Origin of the sequence: Streptomyces sp. NPDC002588, assembly GCF_040295925.1 — a bacterium.
Lineage (GTDB): Bacteria > Actinomycetota > Actinomycetes > Streptomycetales > Streptomycetaceae > Streptomyces.
In genome coordinates this window covers 11,470-29,195 of the sequence record NZ_JBEOWF010000047.1, presented here as the reverse complement: position 1 = coordinate 29,195, position 17,726 = coordinate 11,470, and the positions used below count along the sequence as shown (strand labels likewise).

The window sequence follows — 17,726 nt, the reverse complement described above, 5'->3', positions numbered from 1 at the left end:
TCCTACTGCTGCTCTTGCTGCTGGCCGTCGGCGTTCGGGGTCACGGTGACGGTGACCGTCGGGGTCGGGACCGGCTTGGGCTTGGCCGGGAGCACGGTGTCTCGCGGGTCCTTCTTCGGCGCCTCGACGACCACGCCGACGACGTCGAGTTTGGTGAAGCTGACGTACGGGGTGACGTAGAGGGTGCGGGTGAGGTCGCCGCCGGAGGGGTCGACCCGGGAGACCACGCCGACCGGGACGCCCGGCACGAACGGCTTGTCGGCCTGCGAACCGAAGGTGACCAGCCGGTCGCCCTTCTTCACGTCCGCCTTGCCGTTGAGGAGTTCGACGCGCAGCGGGCGGTCGCCCTGCCCGGAGGCGAAGCCCAGTTCGTCGTTGCCCTCCATCCGGGTGCCGACGGTGAAGTCGGGGTCGTTGGCGAGGAGTACGGTCGCGGTGTGCGGGCCGACGGTCGTCACCCGGCCCACCAGCCCGTCGCCGTTGAGGACGGTCATGTCGCGCTTGATGCCCTCGCTCGCGCCGGCGTCGATGGTGATCGTCCAGGAGAAGCCCTGGGCCGCTCCTATCGCGATGACCTCGGCGCCCTTGATGCCGTACTGGCCCTCGCCCGCGATCCTCAGCATCTTGTCGAGCTGGGCCAGCCGGCTGCGGGTGCGGTCGTCGCTGCCGAGCTTCGCCTTGAGGGCCGCGTTCTCCTTCTCCAGCTGTGCCAGCCGGTCGTGGCGCTCACCGGAGTCGCGGACCGCGGAGACGGCGTTGCCGACGGGGTTCACCGCCGACGACACACCGTCCTCGATCGGGCCGAAGACCGCGGCCGCGGCCTGCCGGGCACCGTCGACCGGGGAGTCCTCGCCGCCGCGGATGTCCACCGTGATCAGCGCGAACGCGACGGCGATCAGCAGCACCAGGAGCAGCCGGCTCTCTCGTGTGTCCCTCACGTGCGGCGGCCGTGCCCTTCCTCGATAGGAAAACAGTTACCGGAATGCAGGAAATCGGGTAGCCCCGGGCCAGGATGGCCAAGGGCGCTTTGTGGGAGCCTATGCCGGAATATCAACGATCCGCCGTACGAGAGGAGATCATCCCGTACGGCGGAACCGAAGCGTTACGTCATCTGCGCGGGGCGGCGTCCAGAACCTGCTGGAGCGCCTCGAACTCCTCGACGCACTTGCCGGAGCCGAGCGCCACGCTGTCCAGCGGGTCCTCCGCGATGTGGATCGGCATGCCGGTCTCCCGGCGCAGCCGCTCGTCCAGACCGCGCAGCAGCGCGCCACCGCCGGTCAGCACGATTCCGCGGTCCATGATGTCGCCGGACAGCTCGGGCGGACACTTGTCGAGGGTGGTCTTCACTGCGTCGACGATCGCGTTGACCGGCTCCTCGATCGCCTTGCGTACCTCGGCGGCCGAGATGACGACGGTCTTGGGCAGTCCGGAGACGAGGTCTCGGCCACGGATTTCGGTGTGCTGGTCGTCGTCGAGGTCGTACGCGGAACCGATCGTGATCTTGATCTGCTCGGCCGTCCGCTCACCCAGGAGAAGGCTGTACTCCTTCTTGATGTGCTGGATGATCGCGTTGTCCAGCTCGTCGCCGGCGACACGGATGGACTGGGCAGTGACGATGCCGCCGAGCGAGATGACCGCGACCTCCGTGGTGCCGCCGCCGATGTCCACCACCATGTTGCCCGTGGCCTCGTGGACCGGCAGGCCGGATCCGATGGCCGCGGCCATGGGCTCCTCGATGATGTGCACCTGGCGGGCGCCGGCCTGGGTCGACGCCTCGATGACGGCACGGCGCTCGACGCCCGTGATGCCCGAGGGCACACAGACGACGACCCGCGGACGAGCGAGATACCGCCGCTTGTGGATCTTCAGGATGAAGTAGCGGAGCATCCGCTCGGTGATCTCGAAGTCGGCGATCACGCCGTCCTTCAGCGGCCGCACGGCAACGATGTTGCCCGGGGTCCGCCCGATCATCTTCTTCGCTTCGGCGCCGACCGCGAGGATGCCACCGGTGTTGGTGTTGATCGCGACGACGGACGGCTCGTTGAGTACGATCCCGCGACCCCTGACGTACACCAGCGTGTTGGCGGTCCCGAGGTCGACAGCCATGTCACGGCCGATGAACGACATTGAGTTCCCCATCAGGATTCGACTGGCCTTCCCTTGAGCTTTGAGGGCTTATCAGGTCGGGCGTGTGGGTGCTGTGACGTGAAGGCTTCCATCGTAGACGCGCCTTCTCGGACCCTGCGGAAGGGTCCTGGCCATTGTCAGCAGATGCTGTGTGGGTTCGCTTCTGGAGACGGGCGTTCGGGGAATGACGTTCCCTCGAACGCCCGGTTGACACAACTGGGGCCGTCAGGCACGCCCGGGGAAGAACAGCTTGACCTCGCGCTCCGCGGACTCCTCGGAGTCGGAGGCGTGGATCAGGTTCTCACGGACGATCACGCCGTAGTCGCCGCGGATGGAGCCGGGCGCCGCTGCGATCGGGTCGGTCGGGCCGGCGAGCGCGCGCACGCCCTCGATGACCCGCTCGCCCTCGACGATCAGCGCGACGACCGGACCGGACGCCATGAACTCCACCAGCGGCTCGTAGAACGGCTTGCCCTGGTGCTCGCCGTAGTGCTGCTCCAGCGTGTCCTGGTCCAGGGTGCGCAGCTCCAGCGCGGTGATCTGCCAGCCGGCCTTGCGCTCGATTCGGCTGATGATCTCGCCGGTCAGGCCACGACGGACCGCGTCGGGCTTGAGCAGGACGAGGGTGCGCTGGCTCACGAGGGGCTCCTTACGACTGCTGATGTGCTGCTGATGTGCATTACTGCCGGGGTGCGGTGGGACGAGATTACAGGGCGTGTCCGTGCACCTGTCACACACCGTCAGCGGTGACAGGCCCCGTCAGCTCCCGGCCTGGGCGGCGAATCTCGCCTTCGCCTCGTCGACCTTGCGTCCGTAGTGCACCGAGGCCCACCACAGGCCCGCGAAGAGCACCCCGACGACGAACATCATCGGAACGAAGAACCCGGACGCGACCAGCGCGATCTGCAGCGCCCAGCCGAGGGCGACGCCCCCCGGCCGGGTGACCACACCGCACAGCAGCACGCTGAGGAACATCGCGACCCCGCACACCGTCCACACCGTGGACATGGCCAGGTCGGGGTCCTTCATGGCGACCAGACCGGCGAAGCCGATGACGAAGAACTCGCCGATCAGGGTGGAGGAACACAGCGTACGCATCTACTTCGACCTCAGCCCTTCCCGAGGAGCAGCCGGGCCTCGCCGACCGTGATGACGGATCCGGTGACCAGCACACCGCCGCCGGCGAACTCGCCCTCCTCCTCGGCGAGCGTGATCGCCGCCTCCAGGGCGTCGGGCAGCCGCGGCTCGACCTGGACGCGCTCGTCGCCGAAGATCTCCACGGCGATCGCGGCCAGCTCGTCGGAGTCCATGGCGCGCTGGGTGGAGTTCTGGGTGACGACGACCTCGGCGAAGATCGGTTCGAAGGCCTCGAGGAGCCCTCGTACGTTCTTGTCGCCACTCGCGCCGACGACCCCGATGAGCCGGCTGAAGTCGAACGCCTCCCCGATGGCGTCGGCGGTCACGCGGGCGCCGGCCGGGTTGTGGGCGGCGTCCAGGACGATCGTCGGCGAGCGCCGGACGACCTCCAGCCGGCCCGGCGAGGACACGGCCGCGAACGCCTTGCGGACGGTGTCGATGTCGAGCGGCTCGGGCCGCTGGGAGCCGACGCCGAAGAACGCCTCGACGGCGGCGAGCGCGACAGCCGCGTTGTGCGCCTGGTGCGCGCCGTGCAGCGGGAGGTAGACCTCGGGGTACTCGCCGCCGAGTCCGCGCAGGGTGACCAGCTGCCCGCCGACGGCCACCTGCCGGGCGACGACCCCGAACTCCAGCCCTTCCCGGGCCACGGTCGCGTCGACCTCGACGGCCTTCTTCAGCAGCACCTGGGCGGCGTCGACCGGCTGCTGGGACAGGATGACCGTCGCGTCCTGCTTGATGATCCCGCCCTTCTCGCCGGCGATCTCGCCCGGCGTCTCGCCCAGCCGGTCGGTGTGGTCGAGGTCGATGGGCGTGACGACGGCGACGTCACCGTCGATCACGTTGGTGGCGTCCCAGGTGCCGCCCATGCCCACTTCCACGACGGCGACGTCGACCGGCGCGTCCGCGAAGGCGGCGTACGCCATGCCGGTCAGCACCTCGAAGAAGGACAGCCGGAACTCCTGCTGCCCGTCGACCATCTCGATGTACGGCTTGATGTCCTGGTAGGTCTCGATGAACCGCTCGGCCGAGATCGGCGCCCCGTCGAGGCTGATCCGCTCGGTGACGGACTGCACGTGGGGCGAGGTGTAGCGGCCGGTGCGCAGCTCGAAGGAGCCGAGCAGGGCCTCGATCATGCGGGCGGTGGAGGTCTTGCCGTTGGTGCCGGTGATGTGGATCGAGGGGTACGACCGCTGCGGCTCGCCCAGGAGGTCCATCAGCGCGGCGATGCGGGTGACGGACGGCTCCAGTTTGGTCTCGCCCCAGCGGGAGGCGAGTTCCGCCTCGACCTCGCGCAGGGCCTTGTCGACCTCGGGGTCCTCGGGGCGCGTCGGCACGTCCGCGGTGGGCCGGCCGCCCTGGGTTCGCAGGGTACGGCTGCCTGCCTCGATGACCGCGAGATCGGGGTCTCGGTCGGTCTCTGCCTCGATGATCTCGTCGAAGGGGTCGCTGTCATCGAAGGGGTCGCTGTCGCTCACGGAGCCAGTCTACGGAGGAGGACCGACAGAGCGGGCGAAGGCCCCGGAACCATGTTCCGGGGCCTTCGCCGACGTGGGGACGGCTATGCCTGGGGCAGGCGCTCCAGCTGGGCCTGGATGCGGGCGATGTCCTCGTCCGCCTTGGCGAGGCGGGTGCGGATCTTCTCGACCACGTTGTCCGGGGCCTTCGCCAGGAACGCCTCGTTGCCGAGCTTGGCGTCCGCCTGCTGGCGTTCCTTCTGCGCGGCCGCCAGGTCCTTCGCGAGCCGCTTGCGCTCGGCCGCCACGTCGATCGTGCCGGACAGGTCCAGTGCGACCGTGGCGCCGGCGACCGGGAGGGTGGCCGTCGCCGAGAAGTCCTCGCCCTCCGGCTGGAGACGGAGCAGCTGGCGGATGGCCGCCTCGTGCGGGGCGAGCGCCGTGCCGTCGAGGGTCAGGCGGGCCGGGACGCGCTGGCCCGGCTGCAGGCCCTGGTCGGCGCGGAAGCGGCGGACCTCGGTGATGACGGACTGGAGGGTCTCGATCTCCTTCTCCGCCGCCGCGTCCCGGAAGCCACTGTCGGTCGGCCACTCGGCGATGACGACCGACTCACCGCCCGTCAGGGTGGTCCACAGGGTCTCCGTGACGAACGGGACCACCGGGTGCAGCAGCTTGAGGGTGACGTCGAGGACCTCGCCGAGGACGCGCTTGCTGGCCTCGGCCGCCGCGCCGCCCGCCTGGAAGGTGGTCTTGGACAGTTCGACGTACCAGTCGAAGACCTCGTCCCAGGCGAAGTGGAACAGCGCGTCGGAGAGCTTGGCGAACTGGAAGTCCTCGTAGAACGCGTCGACTTCGGCGACGACGGAGTTCAGCCGGGAGAGGATCCAGCGGTCGGTCGCCGACATGGCGGACGCCTCCGGCAGCGGGCCGTCCACCGTGGCGCCGTTCATCAGCGCGAAGCGCGTGGCGTTCCAGATCTTGTTGGCGAAGTTGCGGGAGCCCTGGACCCAGTCCTCGCCGATCGGGACGTCGACGCCGGGGTTGGCGCCGCGCGCCAGGGTGAACCGGAGCGCGTCGGAGCCGTACTTGTCCATCCAGTCCAGCGGGTTGACCGCGTTGCCGAAGGACTTCGACATCTTCTTGCCGAACTGGTCGCGGACCATGCCGTGCAGGGCGATGGTGTGGAACGGCGGGGTGCCGTCCATCGCGTAGAGGCCGAACATCATCATCCGGGCGACCCAGAAGAAGAGGATGTCGTAACCGGTGACCAGGACGGAGTTCGGGTAGAACTTCGCGAGCGACTCGGTCTGTTCGGGCCAGCCGAGCGTGGAGAACGGCCACAGGCCGGAGGAGAACCAGGTGTCGAGGACGTCGGTGTCCTGACGCCAGCCCTCGCCGACGGGGGCCTCGTCGTCGGGACCGACGCAGACGACCTCGCCGTTCGGGCCGTACCAGACGGGGATGCGGTGGCCCCACCACAACTGCCGCGAGATGCACCAGTCGTGGAGGTTGTCGACCCAGTCGAAGTACCGCTTCTCCATCTCCTGCGGGTGGATCTTGACGCGGCCGTCGCGGACGGCGTCGCCGGCGGCCTTGGCGAGCGGGCCGACCTTGACCCACCACTGCATGGACAGCCGCGGCTCGATGGTGGTCTTGCAGCGCGAGCAGTGGCCGACGGAGTGGACGTAGGGCCGCTTCTCGGCGACGATCCGGCCCTCGGCGCGCAGCGCGGCGACGATGGCGGAGCGGGCCTCGAGGCGGTCCAGGCCCTGGAAGGGGCCGTGGGCCGTGATGACCGCGTGCTCGTCCATGATGGTGAGCGACGGCAGGTTGTGGCGCTGGCCGATCTCGAAGTCGTTCGGGTCGTGGGCCGGGGTGACCTTGACGGCGCCCGTGCCGAACTCCGGATCGACGTGGGTGTCCGCGACGACCGGGATGGAGCGGTCGGTCAGCGGCAGGCGGATCTCCTTGCCGACCAGGTGCTTGTAGCGCTCGTCGTCGGGGTGGACGGCGACGGCGGTGTCACCGAGCATCGTCTCGGCACGGGTGGTGGCGACGACGATGGTGTCGTCGCCCTCGCCGTACTTCATGGAGACGAGCTCGCCGTCGTCGTCCTGGTACTCCACCTCGATGTCCGAGATGGCGGTGAGACAGCGCGGGCACCAGTTGATGATGCGCTCGGCGCGGTAGATCAACTCGTCGTCGTAGAGCCGCTTGAAGATGGTCTGGACGGCCTGGGACAGACCCTCGTCCATGGTGAACCGCTCGCGGGACCAGGCGACGCCGTCACCGAGGCGCCGCATCTGCCCGGAGATCTGGCCGCCGGACTCGGCCTTCCACTGCCAGACGCGCTCGACGAACGCCTCGCGGCCCAGGTCGTGGCGGGACTTGCCCTCCTTGCCCAGCTCGCGCTCGACGACGTTCTGCGTGGCGATGCCGGCGTGGTCCATGCCGGGCTGCCACAGCGTCTCGAAGCCGTGCATGCGCTTGCGGCGGGTGAGGGCGTCGATGAGGGTGTGCTCGAAGGCGTGCCCGAGGTGCAGGCTGCCGGTGACGTTCGGCGGCGGGATGACGATGGTGTAGGGCGGCTTGTCGCTCTTCTCGTCCGCCTCGAAGTAACCGCGCTCCACCCAGCGCTCGTACAGCGGCCCCTCTACGTCGGCCGGCGCGTACTGGGTCGGCAGTTCGGTGTGGGGCGCTGATGGCTGCTGCTGAGCGTTCTCGGTCACGGGCCCAGTTTAGGGGTGTCACGGGGCCGTCCCGAAACGTGTTTCCTCTGTAACGGTCGGGTCCCCGGCGCTCGGCGGCGGTTGGGTTTAAGCCAGGATGTGAAAATCACATAAGCATCTGGAGGGGAACCCAGAGATGAGTCACAACCAGCCGGGCCCGTACGGCGGGCAGCCCCAGCAGCCCGGACCGTACGGTGCCCCCCAGCCCGGCCCGTACGGCCAGCCGCCGCAGGCACCCCAGCCCGGCTACGGCTACCCCCAGCAGCCCGCGCCCCCGCAGCCCGGCTACGGCTACCCGGCGCAGGCCCCCCAGGGCGCTCCGCAGCCCAACCCCTACGGCGCTCCGCAGCCCCCGACCGTCGCCTACGGCCAGCAACCGCCGTACGGCCAGGCCCCCTACGGCGCTCCGCAGCCGCCCGCTCCGAGCGGAGGCGGCGGCAAGAAGGCCGGCATCGTCCTCGGCGCGGTCGCGGTGGTCGTGGCGATCGGCGTGGGCGCGTACTTCGTGATCGGCGGGGGTGGCTCCGCCGGGGGCTCGGGCATCACCGACGACGGCGCGCACAAGCTGTCGGCGCCCGCGACGATCCTCGACGGGCAGTACAAGAAGGGCGGCGCCGACGCGAGCGACGGTCTCACCGAGGACGACGTCAAGGACGCCGAGTCCTGGGGCGTGCAGAACCCCAAGGACGTCAGCGCCGGTTACACGGCGGGCGAGGGCCTCACCGCGAAGAACGTGATGTTCTCCGGCGTCTACGGCACCATCGACGACCCGGAGAAGGTGGTGGACGCGCTGTTCGCCCAGATGAAGAAGGAGTCCGAGAGCGGATCCGACTCCTCAGAGGGCAAGCTCGTGGGCACCCCCAAGGAGTTCAAGCCCGCCGGGTTCGCGAACGGCGTCATGAAGTGCCAGGAGATCCAGACCACCGAGAGCGGCACGACCGTCACGATGCCGGTCTGCGTCTGGGGTGACCACAGCACGCTGAGCTACGTCCTGTCGTACGACCTGGCCGCGCTGACCGCGGGCAAGAGCACGTCGCTCGACGAGGCGGCGGACCTGACCGCGAAGGTCCGCAACGACGTGCGCGTCAAGGCGTGACGCTCGCGCGCGGACGACGAAGGGGCCCCGGTCGGTCGACCGGGGCCCCTTCGCGGTGCTGTGCTTCGGTTACGCCGTCTTCTGCTCGCCCGGGCCGCGGCCGCCCCGGGCGTCACGCGGGATCAGGGTCGGGTTGACGTTGGAGTGGACGACGTCGGCGGTGATGACCACGCGGGCCACGTCCTTGCGGGACGGGACCTCGTACATCACCGACATCAGGACCTCCTCCATGATGGCGCGCAGGCCGCGCGCGCCGGTCTGGCGGAGGATGGCCTGGTCGGCGATGGCCTCCAGGGCCTCCCGCTCGAAGTCCAGCTCCACGCCGTCGAGTTCGAACAGGCGCTGGTACTGCTTGACCAGCGCGTTGCGCGGCTCGACGAGGATCTGGAGCAGGGCCTCGCGGTCCAGGTTGTGGACCGAGGTGATGACGGGCAGCCGGCCGATGAACTCCGGGATCATGCCGAACTTGACCAGGTCCTCGGGCATGACGTCCTCGAACTGGTCCTTGGCCTCCAGCTCGCGCTTCGAGCGGATCGTCGCGCCGAAGCCGATGCCCTTGGCGCCGGCCCGGGACTCGATGATCTTCTCCAGACCGGCGAAGGCACCGCCCACGATGAACAGGACGTTCGTCGTGTCGATCTGGATGAACTCCTGGTGCGGGTGCTTGCGGCCGCCCTGCGGCGGGACGGAGGCGGTGGTGCCCTCCAGGATCTTCAGCAGGGCCTGCTGTACACCCTCGCCGCTGACGTCGCGCGTGATGGAGGGGTTCTCACTCTTCCTCGCGACCTTGTCGATCTCGTCGATGTAGATGATCCCGGTCTCGGCCTTCTTGACGTCGTAGTCGGCCGCCTGGATCAGCTTCAGCAGGATGTTCTCGACGTCCTCGCCCACGTACCCCGCCTCGGTGAGGGCCGTGGCGTCGGCGATGGCGAACGGCACGTTCAGCATCCGCGCGAGGGTCTGTGCGAGGAGGGTCTTGCCCGAGCCCGTGGGGCCGAGCAGGAGGATGTTGGACTTCGCCAACTCGATGGCGTCCTCGCGGCTCTGGCCGCCGCCGTTCTCGCCGGCCTGGACCCGCTTGTAGTGGTTGTACACCGCGACCGACAGTGCCTTCTTGGCGGCCTCCTGGCCGACCACGTAGCCCTCGAGGAACTCGTAGATCTCGCGAGGCTTCGGGAGTTCCTCCCAGCGGACCTCGCTCGTCTCCGCGAGCTCTTCCTCGATGATCTCGTTGCAGAGATCGATGCACTCGTCGCAGATGTACACACCGGGCCCTGCGATGAGCTTCTTGACCTGCTTCTGGCTCTTGCCGCAGAACGAGCACTTGAGCAGATCGCCGCCGTCACCGATGCGTGCCACGGTGTGCTTCCCCTTCGCCTGGGAGACGCCTGGACGCTTTCGAATCCAGCGGCTCCTGGTGCTGCCTTATTCCGACGGTACCTTGCCGGGACCCCCGTTCGGGCCCCCCTTGGCACGGTTCACTTCCACGTGGACCGTGTCACACCGTGCCAAGGGGTACGGACGGGAGGGCCCGGAGCGTCAACGCAGAGAGTTGTTGTTCATCTTCCGGGTGGAGATGATCTGGTCGATCAGGCCGTACGACAGGGCGTCCTCGGCCGTGAGGATCTTGTCGCGCTCGATGTCCTCGCGGATCTTCTCGATCGGCGTGGTCGAGTGCTTGGCCAGCATCTCCTCCAGCTGCGCGCGCATCCGGAGGATCTCGTTGGCGGCGATCTCCAGGTCGGAGACCTGACCGCGGCCCGTCTCACTGTACGGCTGGTGGATCAGAACGCGCGCGTTCGGCAGGGCCATGCGCTTGCCCGGGGTGCCGGCGGCCAGCAGGATCGCGGCGGCCGAGGCCGCCTGGCCCATGCAGACCGTCTGGATGTCGGGCTTCACGAACTGCATCGTGTCGTAGATCGCCGTCAGCGCGGTGAAGGAACCGCCGGGGCTGTTGATGTAGACCGAGATGTCCCGGTCGGGGTCCATCGACTCCAGGCACAGCAGCTGCGCCATGACGTCGTTGGCGGAGGCGTCGTCGATCTGCACACCGAGGAAGATCACGCGCTCCTCGAAGAGCTTCGCGTACGGGTCGTACTCGCGGATGCCCTGGGAGGTGCGCTCGACGAAGCGCGGGATGACGTAGCGGGACTCGGCGCGGGGGCCGGTGTACTCGGCCTCCGTGCGGGCGTAGAGGCCGCTGCCGGGGAAGTCGTTCACGGTGTCTCCTGGAGAAGAGATTGGGGCGGTGGTCTTGGGGGCGGGCGGGACTCTGACGGCTGGTGGGTCACGGCGGGCTGTGCGGGTCCTCAGGGGCTCCGAAGGTCCCTCTGGCTCCCTACGGGGTCCTGAGGGGCCCGCCGGGGCCGCTGGGCGCTCGGAGCCTCTGGTGGCCCTGTCGAGCCCTTGCGGAGCCTGCTGGGGCCTCGTAGACCCTGCAGGCACCTGTGGAGATCCCTGCGGGAGCTGCGAGGCCCTGCGGGGGCCTGTGGGCGCCGGCGGCCCGGTGGGGCCTCGGGGCGGCGCCTGGACGCTCCGTGGGCCTCGGGGCGCCGCGTGGGTCTCCGACTCCCGTCGCTTCCTGCGGGTCCGGGTCCGGGACGGGGACGGAATGGTTCCGCCCGCCGAGCCGGAAGGCCCTGCCGCCGTCGTCTACGGGCTTACGCCGCCCCGGTACCGCCACCGCCCGGCATGCCCGCGGCCGTGGGGATGACGTCGTCGATCAGGCCGTACTCCTTGGCCTCGAAGGCGTCGAACCAGCGGTCGCGGTCCGAGTCGCGGGTGACCTGCTCGACCGTCTGGCCGGTGTGCTGCGAGGTGAGCTCCGCCATGCGCTTCTTGGTGTGCAGCAGCCGCTCGGCGTGGATCTTGATGTCCGAGGCCGAGCCGGCGAGGCCGGCGGAGGGCTGGTGGATCAGGATCTCGGCGTTCGGCAGCGCGAAGCGCTTGCCCGGGGTGCCCGCGCTCAGCAGGAACTGGCCCATCGAGGCCGCGAGGCCCATGGCGATGGTCACCACGTCGTTCTTGATGAACTGCATGGTGTCGTAGATCGCCATGCCGGCCGTGATCGAACCGCCGGGGCTGTTGATGTACAGGTAGATGTCCTTGTCCGGGTCGGCGGCAAGGAGCAACAGCTGTGCGGTGATCTTGTTCGCGATGTCGTCGTCGACCGGCTGGCCGAGGAAGATGATCCGCTCGCCGAGCAGCCGGTTGTAGACCTGGTCGCCGAGGCCACCACCGATGGAAGGCTCGCCGGCGGCATAGGGCATCAGATTCGTCACGTATCCACCTGCTCGTCTTACGACGGCGCCGGGCCGTCTCACGTGTACTGCCGGGGGCAACGGGGACTCCCCTGCCCTCGTATTCATGGACCCTAACGCGCGGCTCCCGCCGGGGAATCCCGGAGAGGTGGGTGTTCGCCGGGGGCGTAGCGGCGGGTAGCCGCCCGGTGAACGGGACGGGCCCCGGAACACTGGGTTCCGGGGCCCGTCACACGTACGCCGGAAGCGGTACGCGGATCAGCTGTACGCGGATCGGAGGATCAGGCGTCGGCCTTCTCGTCACCCTCGGTGCCGGCCTCGGCGGCGGGCTCCGTGTCCTCGGCGGCGTCGGCGGCCTCGGCGGCGTCGGCGGCCTCCGTGGTCTCCTCTTCCTCGTCGTCCAGGTCGATGACCTCGCCGTTGGTGTCCTTGACCGTGGCGGACTCGACGACCGTGGCCAGGGCCTTGCCGCGGGCGACCTCGCCGACGAGCAGCGGAACCTGACCGCCCTCGACGACGGCCTGCGCGAACTGGTCGGGGGACATGCCCGAGGAGGCGGCGCGGCGCATGAGGTGCTCGGTGAGCTCCTCCTGGTTCACGTTCAGCTTCTCGCGCTTGACGAGCTCGTCAAGGACGAACTGGGTCTTGATGCCCTTGACCGCGGCCTCACGGGTCTCGGTCTCGAACTCCTCCTCGGTCTTGCCCTGGATCTCCAGGTACTTCGCGAGGTCGAGGCCCATCTGGCCGAGCTGGTGGTGCTCGAGGTTGTGCTTACGGGTGTTGATCTCGTCCTCGAGCAGCTTCTCGGGGACCGGGACCTCGACCAGCTCGAGCAGCTTCTCCAGGACACGCTCCTGGGCCTGCGTGGCCTGGTCGTACTGCTTCATGTTCTCGAGGCGCTTGCGGCTGTCCGCGCGCAGCTCCTCCAGGGTGTCGAACTCGGAGGCGAGCTGAGCGAACTCGTCGTCCAGCTCGGGCAGTTCGCGGGCGGCGACCTGGGTGACCTTGACGGTGACCTCGGCCTCCTTGCCGGCGCCCGTGCCGCCCTTGAGCTCGGAGGTGAAGGTGGCCTCGGCCCCTGCCTCCAGGCCCTTGACGGCGTCGTCGATGCCTTCGAGCAGCTCGCCGGAGCCGATGGTGTAGGACACACCGCTGGCGACGCCGTCCTCGAGGACCTCGCCGTCGACCTTGGCCTCGAGGTCCACGGTCACCACGTCGCCGTCCTCGGCGGCGCGCTCCACCGGGGAGGTGGAGGCGAAGCGCTCGCGGAGCTGCTCGACCGACTTCTCGATGTCCTCCTCGGTGACCTCGACCGCGTCGACCTCGACCTCGATGGAGGAGAAGTCCTCGGGGAGCTCGAGGGCGGGGCGGACGTCGACCTCGGCGGTGAAGTTCAGCGTCTCGCCGTCCTTCAGCTCCGTGATGTCGACCTCGGGCTGGCCGAGGACGTCGATCTCGGCGGTGTTGACCGCCTCGGTGTAGAACTTCGGAAGCGCGTCGTTGACCGCCTCCTCCAGGACCGCACCGCGGCCGAACCGCTGGTCGATGACCCGGGCGGGGATCTTGCCCTTGCGGAAGCCCTTCACCGTGACCTGCTGGTTGATCTTCTTGTACGCCGCGTCGAGGCTGTCCTTGAGCTCCTCGAAGGGCACCTCGACAGTGAGCCGAACCCGAGTCGGGTTCAGGGTCTCCACGGCGCTCTTCACGGTTCGGTCTCCTTGTGGCTGACTTCTTCGGGTTCGCCGGAACCTGACAGGTCCGGCGATTCGCCGCCCGGGAAAATTCGTAGGCCGAGTGGGCCGGGACACACGGGCGCGCAGCTTGCATAGTAACCGCAGCGACTGGGCCGCCCAAAAGACGATCAACAGCCAGGCGCGCGGCATGATCGCGCAGGTGGATCGGCAGATGGTCGGGCAGGTGGTCGGGGTGGCGGGATTTGAACCCACGGCCTTCCGCTCCCAAAGCGGACGCGCTACCAAGCTGCGCCACACCCCGTCTGGTGCGTCACGTAGGGTACATGCCCGCCGATCGTCCGACCGCCGCATTTGCCGAGATCCCGGTCCGGCGCGAGGTGAACAGCGGCGCGCCCCCGGAAGGGATGTGCGGGCAGGGGTGCCGACCCGCTACGATGCCTGACAGTGCCGCGGTCACTGACCTGCGGCGCGTCCCGTGCGGGCGTAGCTCAATGGTAGAGCCCTAGTCTTCCAAACTAGCTACGCGGGTTCGATTCCCGTCGCCCGCTCTGTGTGCCGAAGGCCCAGGCGAGAGGTTGAATCCCTCTCCCTGGGCCTTCGTCCTGCTCCGGGCGCTTCAGCCCCGCATGCCCCTCCCGTGCCCTTCCGGGACGCCACACGACCGCCTAACGAGGCCGAATCGCGGCCTACTGGGACCCGGTCCGATTCGCTCACACTCAAACGTATGGGGGCGATTCGGGATCGTGACCGGTTCGCATGCCATCGCCGCGGGGAGACCGGCCGCACCGTGCGGGATGGCCGAAGCCGACGGGGCCACGGCCGCGCCCGGACCCGACCCCGACCCCGACCCCGACCCGGACGACGTGGCATGGATCGAGCCACCCGTCTGCCCGGAATGCGGCGCCCTGATCCGTGTGTACCCCACCACCTACGACCGATGGGTCAGCCTGGGGAACCGTGGGCCGCACGGCGGCACCTCGCTTCGCCGCTGCCCGCCAACCGCGGTCAGGGCGAGGAGGAATGACCCGCCCGGCGGTCAGAAACTGATCGAATTGATCGTGTCCGCAAGGGAGTTGAGGAAACGATTGATCGACGGCGCCATGCCGGTGGAGGCCAGGAAGAAGCCGAAGAGGATGGCGACTATGGCGGGGCCCGCCTTGATGCTCCCTCCCCGGATCAACACCACCAGGATGATCGCCAACAGCAGCACCACTGACAGTGAAATGGCCACGCCTGATCACACACCCTCGGTCGGTCCGCACTCCCGACACCATCGTGCCACCAACGAGGGCTCCTCATGCCGCCGGTGACGCATCATCGCTCTCAGCGATCGGACGCGGGTGCGCCGCACAACAATTCGACCGGGCACCCGCACAGGAATTGAGAGAGATCATTTCCATGTCCACACAACGCCCGTGCAGGTAATTCGAATTGCGCACACAGATGAGGCAACAACACACCCACAACCGGCATTATGTACCTTTTAGTCGGGATGATTCGTGACATCAAGGGCGACTGTGTGTCCTACAAGACACCGTAAGGCAGGTCGACTTCACCGAATCCCGGGGTACCCGCACCGCGTAAACCAGGAATGACATCGGCCGTTTTACGCATACGTACAAGCGACGCTAGGGTGCCTCAAATGTTCCACGCCGTCTCGTCTCTCGTTCCGAGCCCCCGCTCACCCCAGAACCAGAACGACCAGCACCACCCCGCCCCGGACAGATCCCCCGGAAAACCGTCCGCGCGGCCCGCCGGGCAGCGCGACGCGTTCTTCGACAACGCCAAGTACATGGCGATCGTGCTGGTGGCCGTGGCCCACTCCTGGGAGCCGATCAAGGGCGACAGCCGGGTACTGCAGGGCGCCTACATGGTCGTGTACACCTTCCACATGCCGGCGTTCATCATCATCTCCGGATACTTCTCCCGGAGTTTCGACGGCAGTCCCGCCAGGCTGAAGCGGCTGATCACCGGCATCGCCGTGCCGTACGTCCTCTTCGAGACCGCCTACTCCCTCTTCAGGCGCTACGGCGACCACTCCCCCGGTCAGGAGATCAGCCTCCTCGACCCGATGTATCTGACCTGGTTCCTGGTGGCGTTGTTCGTCTGGCGGCTCACCACCCCCCTGTGGAAGCTCATCCGGTTTCCGCTGCCGCTCGCCCTGGTGCTCGCCATGCTCGCCTCTCTCGCCCCGAGCATCGGCAAGGACCTGGACCTGCCGCGCATCCTGCAGTTCCTTCCGTACTTCGTACTCGGCCTCAGCCTGAAGCCCGAGCACTTCCGGCTCGTGCGGCGCCGTTCGGTGCGGATCGCGGCCGTACCGGTGTTCGCCTTCGCGCTGGTCTTCTCCTGGTGGGCGGTGCCGCGGGTGAAGGCGTCGTGGTTCTACCACAGCGACTCCGCGCAGGCGCTGGGCTCGCCCTGGTGGGCCGGACCCGTCATGCAGCTCGCGATGTTCGGCTGTGCGCTGCTGCTGACGGCCTGCTTCTTCTCCTGGGTGCCGGGGCGCACCATGTGGTTCACCGTGCTCGGCGCGGGGACGCTGTACGGCTACCTGCTGCACGGCTTCGTGTTGAAGGGCACCGACTACGCGGGCGGATTCGACCACGCCTGGCTGCACAGCGCTCCGGGAGAGGTGGCGGTGAGCGTGGTGGTGGCCGGGGTCGTCACGCTGCTGTGCACCAGGCCCGTGCAGCGGGTGTTCCGGTTCGCCGTCGAGCCCAGGATGGAATGGGCGTTCAGGGAGGATGCCGTGCGGGTCGCGCAGGCGCGCGAGCGGGCGAAGGTGCCCGCCTGATCAGGTGCCCTTGAGGTGGGTCATCAACTGCTCGAAGTCCCGCCAGCCCGACAGGTCCGACGGGTTGCCCGGGAACGGGTAGTAGAGGGCCGGGCGGGTCTTCGGGCCCAGTTCGTGGGGTTTTTCACGGAGGGGGGTGCGCCGTGCGCGGTCACCGGGCATCGTGCGGACCTCCTCCGCGCCCAGGACGAAGGCGTACGGCACGCCCGGGCCCTCGAAACGCGGCGGGACCGAGAGGTCGCGGCAGGCCCTGCGGACCTGGATGAGCATCGACTGCAGGTCGTGGCGGGTGGCCAGGGCCTCCGCCGCTCCACGGAGGGCCGCGTCCGCGGGAACCTCCTCGCCTGGGCCGTAGCCGAACGCCAGGGTGACGTCCTCCTCGACGCCGCCCTTGGTGCGGCTGATGCGGACCGTCGCCAGGCCGGGGCGCTCGGGTGCGCCGACGACCACCAGCCACGTCGGCGCCGGTGAACGTTCGAACGCCACGTCCGTGACCTGCCGTAGCGACCAGGGCAGATTGGCGGGTTCCTCGGTGCCCCAGCCGGCCGGCGGCTCGCCGGTGATCTCCCGCCAGACCGTCTCCAGGGCGCCGCCGAGGACCAGCCGGTCGTCGGCCGGGTGAACGCAGCGGAAGGAGACCGCCAACTGGCGTTCGCCGGCGTCGGCGATCTCCTGGGTGAAGGTCTCGGCGACGGGTGTGCGGGGATCGTCCGCGGTCGCCTCGGGGGACTCCAACGTGACGAACAGGCCGTTCGCCCAGGTCAGGACGGCGCCGGACAGGCCGTCGTAGTAGCCGCACCTCTCGTCCTGCACCACCCAGCGCGAGGGCCAGCCCGGCAGCGCGCTGCGGACCGCAGGGGAGAGCCGGGTACCGGCCGGGGTGACGATCTGCAGGCCCAGCTGGGCGTTCGCGGCCGCCCGGAAGGTGTCGGCGAGCCAGGCGGTCATCGCGACCACCGGGCGGTCCTGGATCACCACGGCGACCTTGTCGGTGAGCACGTCGACGGCGGGCTGCGCGGCCGCCGGCACCGGAACGGCGGTCATCCCCTCGGTGTTCACCACGGCGAGCGAGGTCGCGGCGGCCCGGGGCCAGGCGGTGCCGCCGACCAGGGTGGCGACCCGGGCCGCGAAGGTGCCGGCGAGCGCCTCGGCCTCCTTCACGCCGGTGGTGGCGCGGGCCTCGGTCCACCAGTAGGGGACCTCCGGCTCGTCCGCGCCGAGCAGACGCCGGGCCTCCCCCCTGACCTGGACCAGCAGGGGGGCCTCGACGGAGAGCAGGGGGCGGCCCTGTTCGTCGTGGAGGCGGACCACCGCTCCGTCCGATTCCGCGCCGACCAGTTTGTCCGGGCCGCCGGAGAGCAGGCCCGCGATCACGCTGAGCGGGTCGGGCATCTTCTTGGTGAGTGCGACGACGTCCTTCGTCATGGTGCTG

The 17,726-nt window shown here is 69.0% G+C and carries 14 protein-coding genes and 2 tRNA genes; 3 read left to right on the top strand and 13 right to left on the bottom strand.

The window, feature by feature from the left end:
• Nucleotides 1-2 precede the first annotated feature (2 nt).
• The 6 genes from mreC to ABT057_RS39090 all read right to left on the bottom strand — a co-directional run bounded on the left by mreC (nt 3) and on the right by ABT057_RS39090 (nt 7,447).
• Nucleotides 3-938 (bottom strand): rod shape-determining protein MreC, encoded by a 936-nt coding sequence (gene mreC, locus ABT057_RS39115; protein ID WP_352348683.1) that lies wholly within the window; start codon nt 936-938, stop codon nt 3-5.
• Nucleotides 939-1,107: 169 nt separating this feature from the next.
• Nucleotides 1,108-2,127: a rod shape-determining protein gene (locus tag ABT057_RS39110; protein WP_020127820.1), complete on the bottom strand. Its 1,020-nt coding sequence runs from the start codon at nt 2,125-2,127 to the stop codon at nt 1,108-1,110.
• 225 nt (nt 2,128-2,352) lie between these two features.
• Nucleotides 2,353-2,766 (bottom strand): nucleoside-diphosphate kinase, encoded by a 414-nt coding sequence (gene ndk, locus ABT057_RS39105; RefSeq protein ID WP_352348682.1) that lies wholly within the window; start codon nt 2,764-2,766, stop codon nt 2,353-2,355.
• 120 nt (nt 2,767-2,886) lie between these two features.
• Complete coding sequence (locus ABT057_RS39100) at nt 2,887-3,225, bottom strand: DUF4233 domain-containing protein (protein WP_352348681.1); 339 nt, start codon at nt 3,223-3,225, stop codon at nt 2,887-2,889.
• A gap of 11 nt (nt 3,226-3,236) precedes the next feature.
• The gene (gene folC / locus ABT057_RS39095; protein ID WP_352348680.1) at nt 3,237-4,739 is read right to left on the bottom strand and encodes a bifunctional tetrahydrofolate synthase/dihydrofolate synthase; all 1,503 of its coding nucleotides are present in this window, start codon (nt 4,737-4,739) and stop codon (nt 3,237-3,239) included.
• 83 nt (nt 4,740-4,822) lie between these two features.
• Nucleotides 4,823-7,447, bottom strand: a complete 2,625-nt coding sequence (locus tag ABT057_RS39090) for a valine--tRNA ligase (RefSeq protein ID WP_352348679.1) — start codon at nt 7,445-7,447, stop codon at nt 4,823-4,825.
• A 136-nt stretch (nt 7,448-7,583) separates the two neighbouring features.
• On the opposite strand from ABT057_RS39090, the gene ABT057_RS39085 reads away from it, so the two are divergent.
• The gene (locus ABT057_RS39085; RefSeq protein WP_352348678.1) at nt 7,584-8,543 is read left to right on the top strand and encodes a hypothetical protein; all 960 of its coding nucleotides are present in this window, start codon (nt 7,584-7,586) and stop codon (nt 8,541-8,543) included.
• 69 nt (nt 8,544-8,612) lie between these two features.
• Here ABT057_RS39085 and clpX read toward each other — a convergent pair whose 3' ends face one another.
• The 5 genes from clpX to ABT057_RS39060 all read right to left on the bottom strand — a co-directional run bounded on the left by clpX (nt 8,613) and on the right by ABT057_RS39060 (nt 13,798).
• Nucleotides 8,613-9,902, bottom strand: coding sequence for an ATP-dependent Clp protease ATP-binding subunit ClpX (clpX, locus tag ABT057_RS39080; protein ID WP_352348677.1), 1,290 nt, complete (start codon nt 9,900-9,902; stop codon nt 8,613-8,615).
• A 180-nt stretch (nt 9,903-10,082) separates the two neighbouring features.
• Nucleotides 10,083-10,763, bottom strand: a complete 681-nt coding sequence (locus ABT057_RS39075) for an ATP-dependent Clp protease proteolytic subunit (RefSeq protein ID WP_175524988.1) — start codon at nt 10,761-10,763, stop codon at nt 10,083-10,085.
• 440 nt (nt 10,764-11,203) lie between these two features.
• On the bottom strand, nt 11,204-11,812 hold the full coding sequence (locus tag ABT057_RS39070; protein WP_189709844.1) for an ATP-dependent Clp protease proteolytic subunit: 609 nt from the start codon (nt 11,810-11,812) through the stop codon (nt 11,204-11,206).
• Between the two features lie 272 nt (nt 11,813-12,084).
• Nucleotides 12,085-13,509, bottom strand: a complete 1,425-nt coding sequence (gene tig / locus ABT057_RS39065) for a trigger factor (protein ID WP_352348676.1) — start codon at nt 13,507-13,509, stop codon at nt 12,085-12,087.
• Between the two features lie 212 nt (nt 13,510-13,721).
• Nucleotides 13,722-13,798 (bottom strand) — tRNA-Pro (locus ABT057_RS39060).
• Nucleotides 13,799-13,974: 176 nt separating this feature from the next.
• Here ABT057_RS39060 and ABT057_RS39055 point away from each other — a divergent pair.
• Nucleotides 13,975-14,045, top strand: a tRNA-Gly gene (locus ABT057_RS39055).
• A 488-nt stretch (nt 14,046-14,533) separates the two neighbouring features.
• Here ABT057_RS39055 and ABT057_RS39050 read toward each other — a convergent pair.
• Nucleotides 14,534-14,728, bottom strand: coding sequence for a hypothetical protein (locus ABT057_RS39050; RefSeq protein WP_108999428.1), 195 nt, complete (start codon nt 14,726-14,728; stop codon nt 14,534-14,536).
• A gap of 411 nt (nt 14,729-15,139) precedes the next feature.
• On the opposite strand from ABT057_RS39050, the gene ABT057_RS39045 reads away from it, so the two are divergent.
• Nucleotides 15,140-16,294 (top strand): acyltransferase family protein, encoded by a 1,155-nt coding sequence (locus ABT057_RS39045; RefSeq protein WP_352348675.1) that lies wholly within the window; start codon nt 15,140-15,142, stop codon nt 16,292-16,294.
• Here ABT057_RS39045 and ABT057_RS39040 read toward each other — a convergent pair whose 3' ends face one another.
• Complete coding sequence (locus ABT057_RS39040) at nt 16,295-17,719, bottom strand: DUF6177 family protein (protein WP_352348674.1); 1,425 nt, start codon at nt 17,717-17,719, stop codon at nt 16,295-16,297.
• Nucleotides 17,720-17,726: the final 7 nt, after the last annotated feature.

Coding starts and splice junctions, on each gene's coding strand:
- ABT057_RS39110 (WP_020127820.1), bottom strand. CDS start 2,127: ATGTCGTTCATCGGCCGTGACATGGCTGTCGACCTCGGGACCGCCAAC.
- ABT057_RS39100 (WP_352348681.1), bottom strand. CDS start 3,225: ATGCGTACGCTGTGTTCCTCCACCCTGATCGGCGAGTTCTTCGTCATC.
- ABT057_RS39085 (WP_352348678.1), top strand. CDS start 7,584: ATGAGTCACAACCAGCCGGGCCCGTACGGCGGGCAGCCCCAGCAGCCC.
- ABT057_RS39070 (WP_189709844.1), bottom strand. CDS start 11,812: ATGCCCTATGCCGCCGGCGAGCCTTCCATCGGTGGTGGCCTCGGCGAC.
- ABT057_RS39045 (WP_352348675.1), top strand. CDS start 15,140: ATGTTCCACGCCGTCTCGTCTCTCGTTCCGAGCCCCCGCTCACCCCAG.
- ABT057_RS39040 (WP_352348674.1), bottom strand. CDS start 17,719: ATGACGAAGGACGTCGTCGCACTCACCAAGAAGATGCCCGACCCGCTC.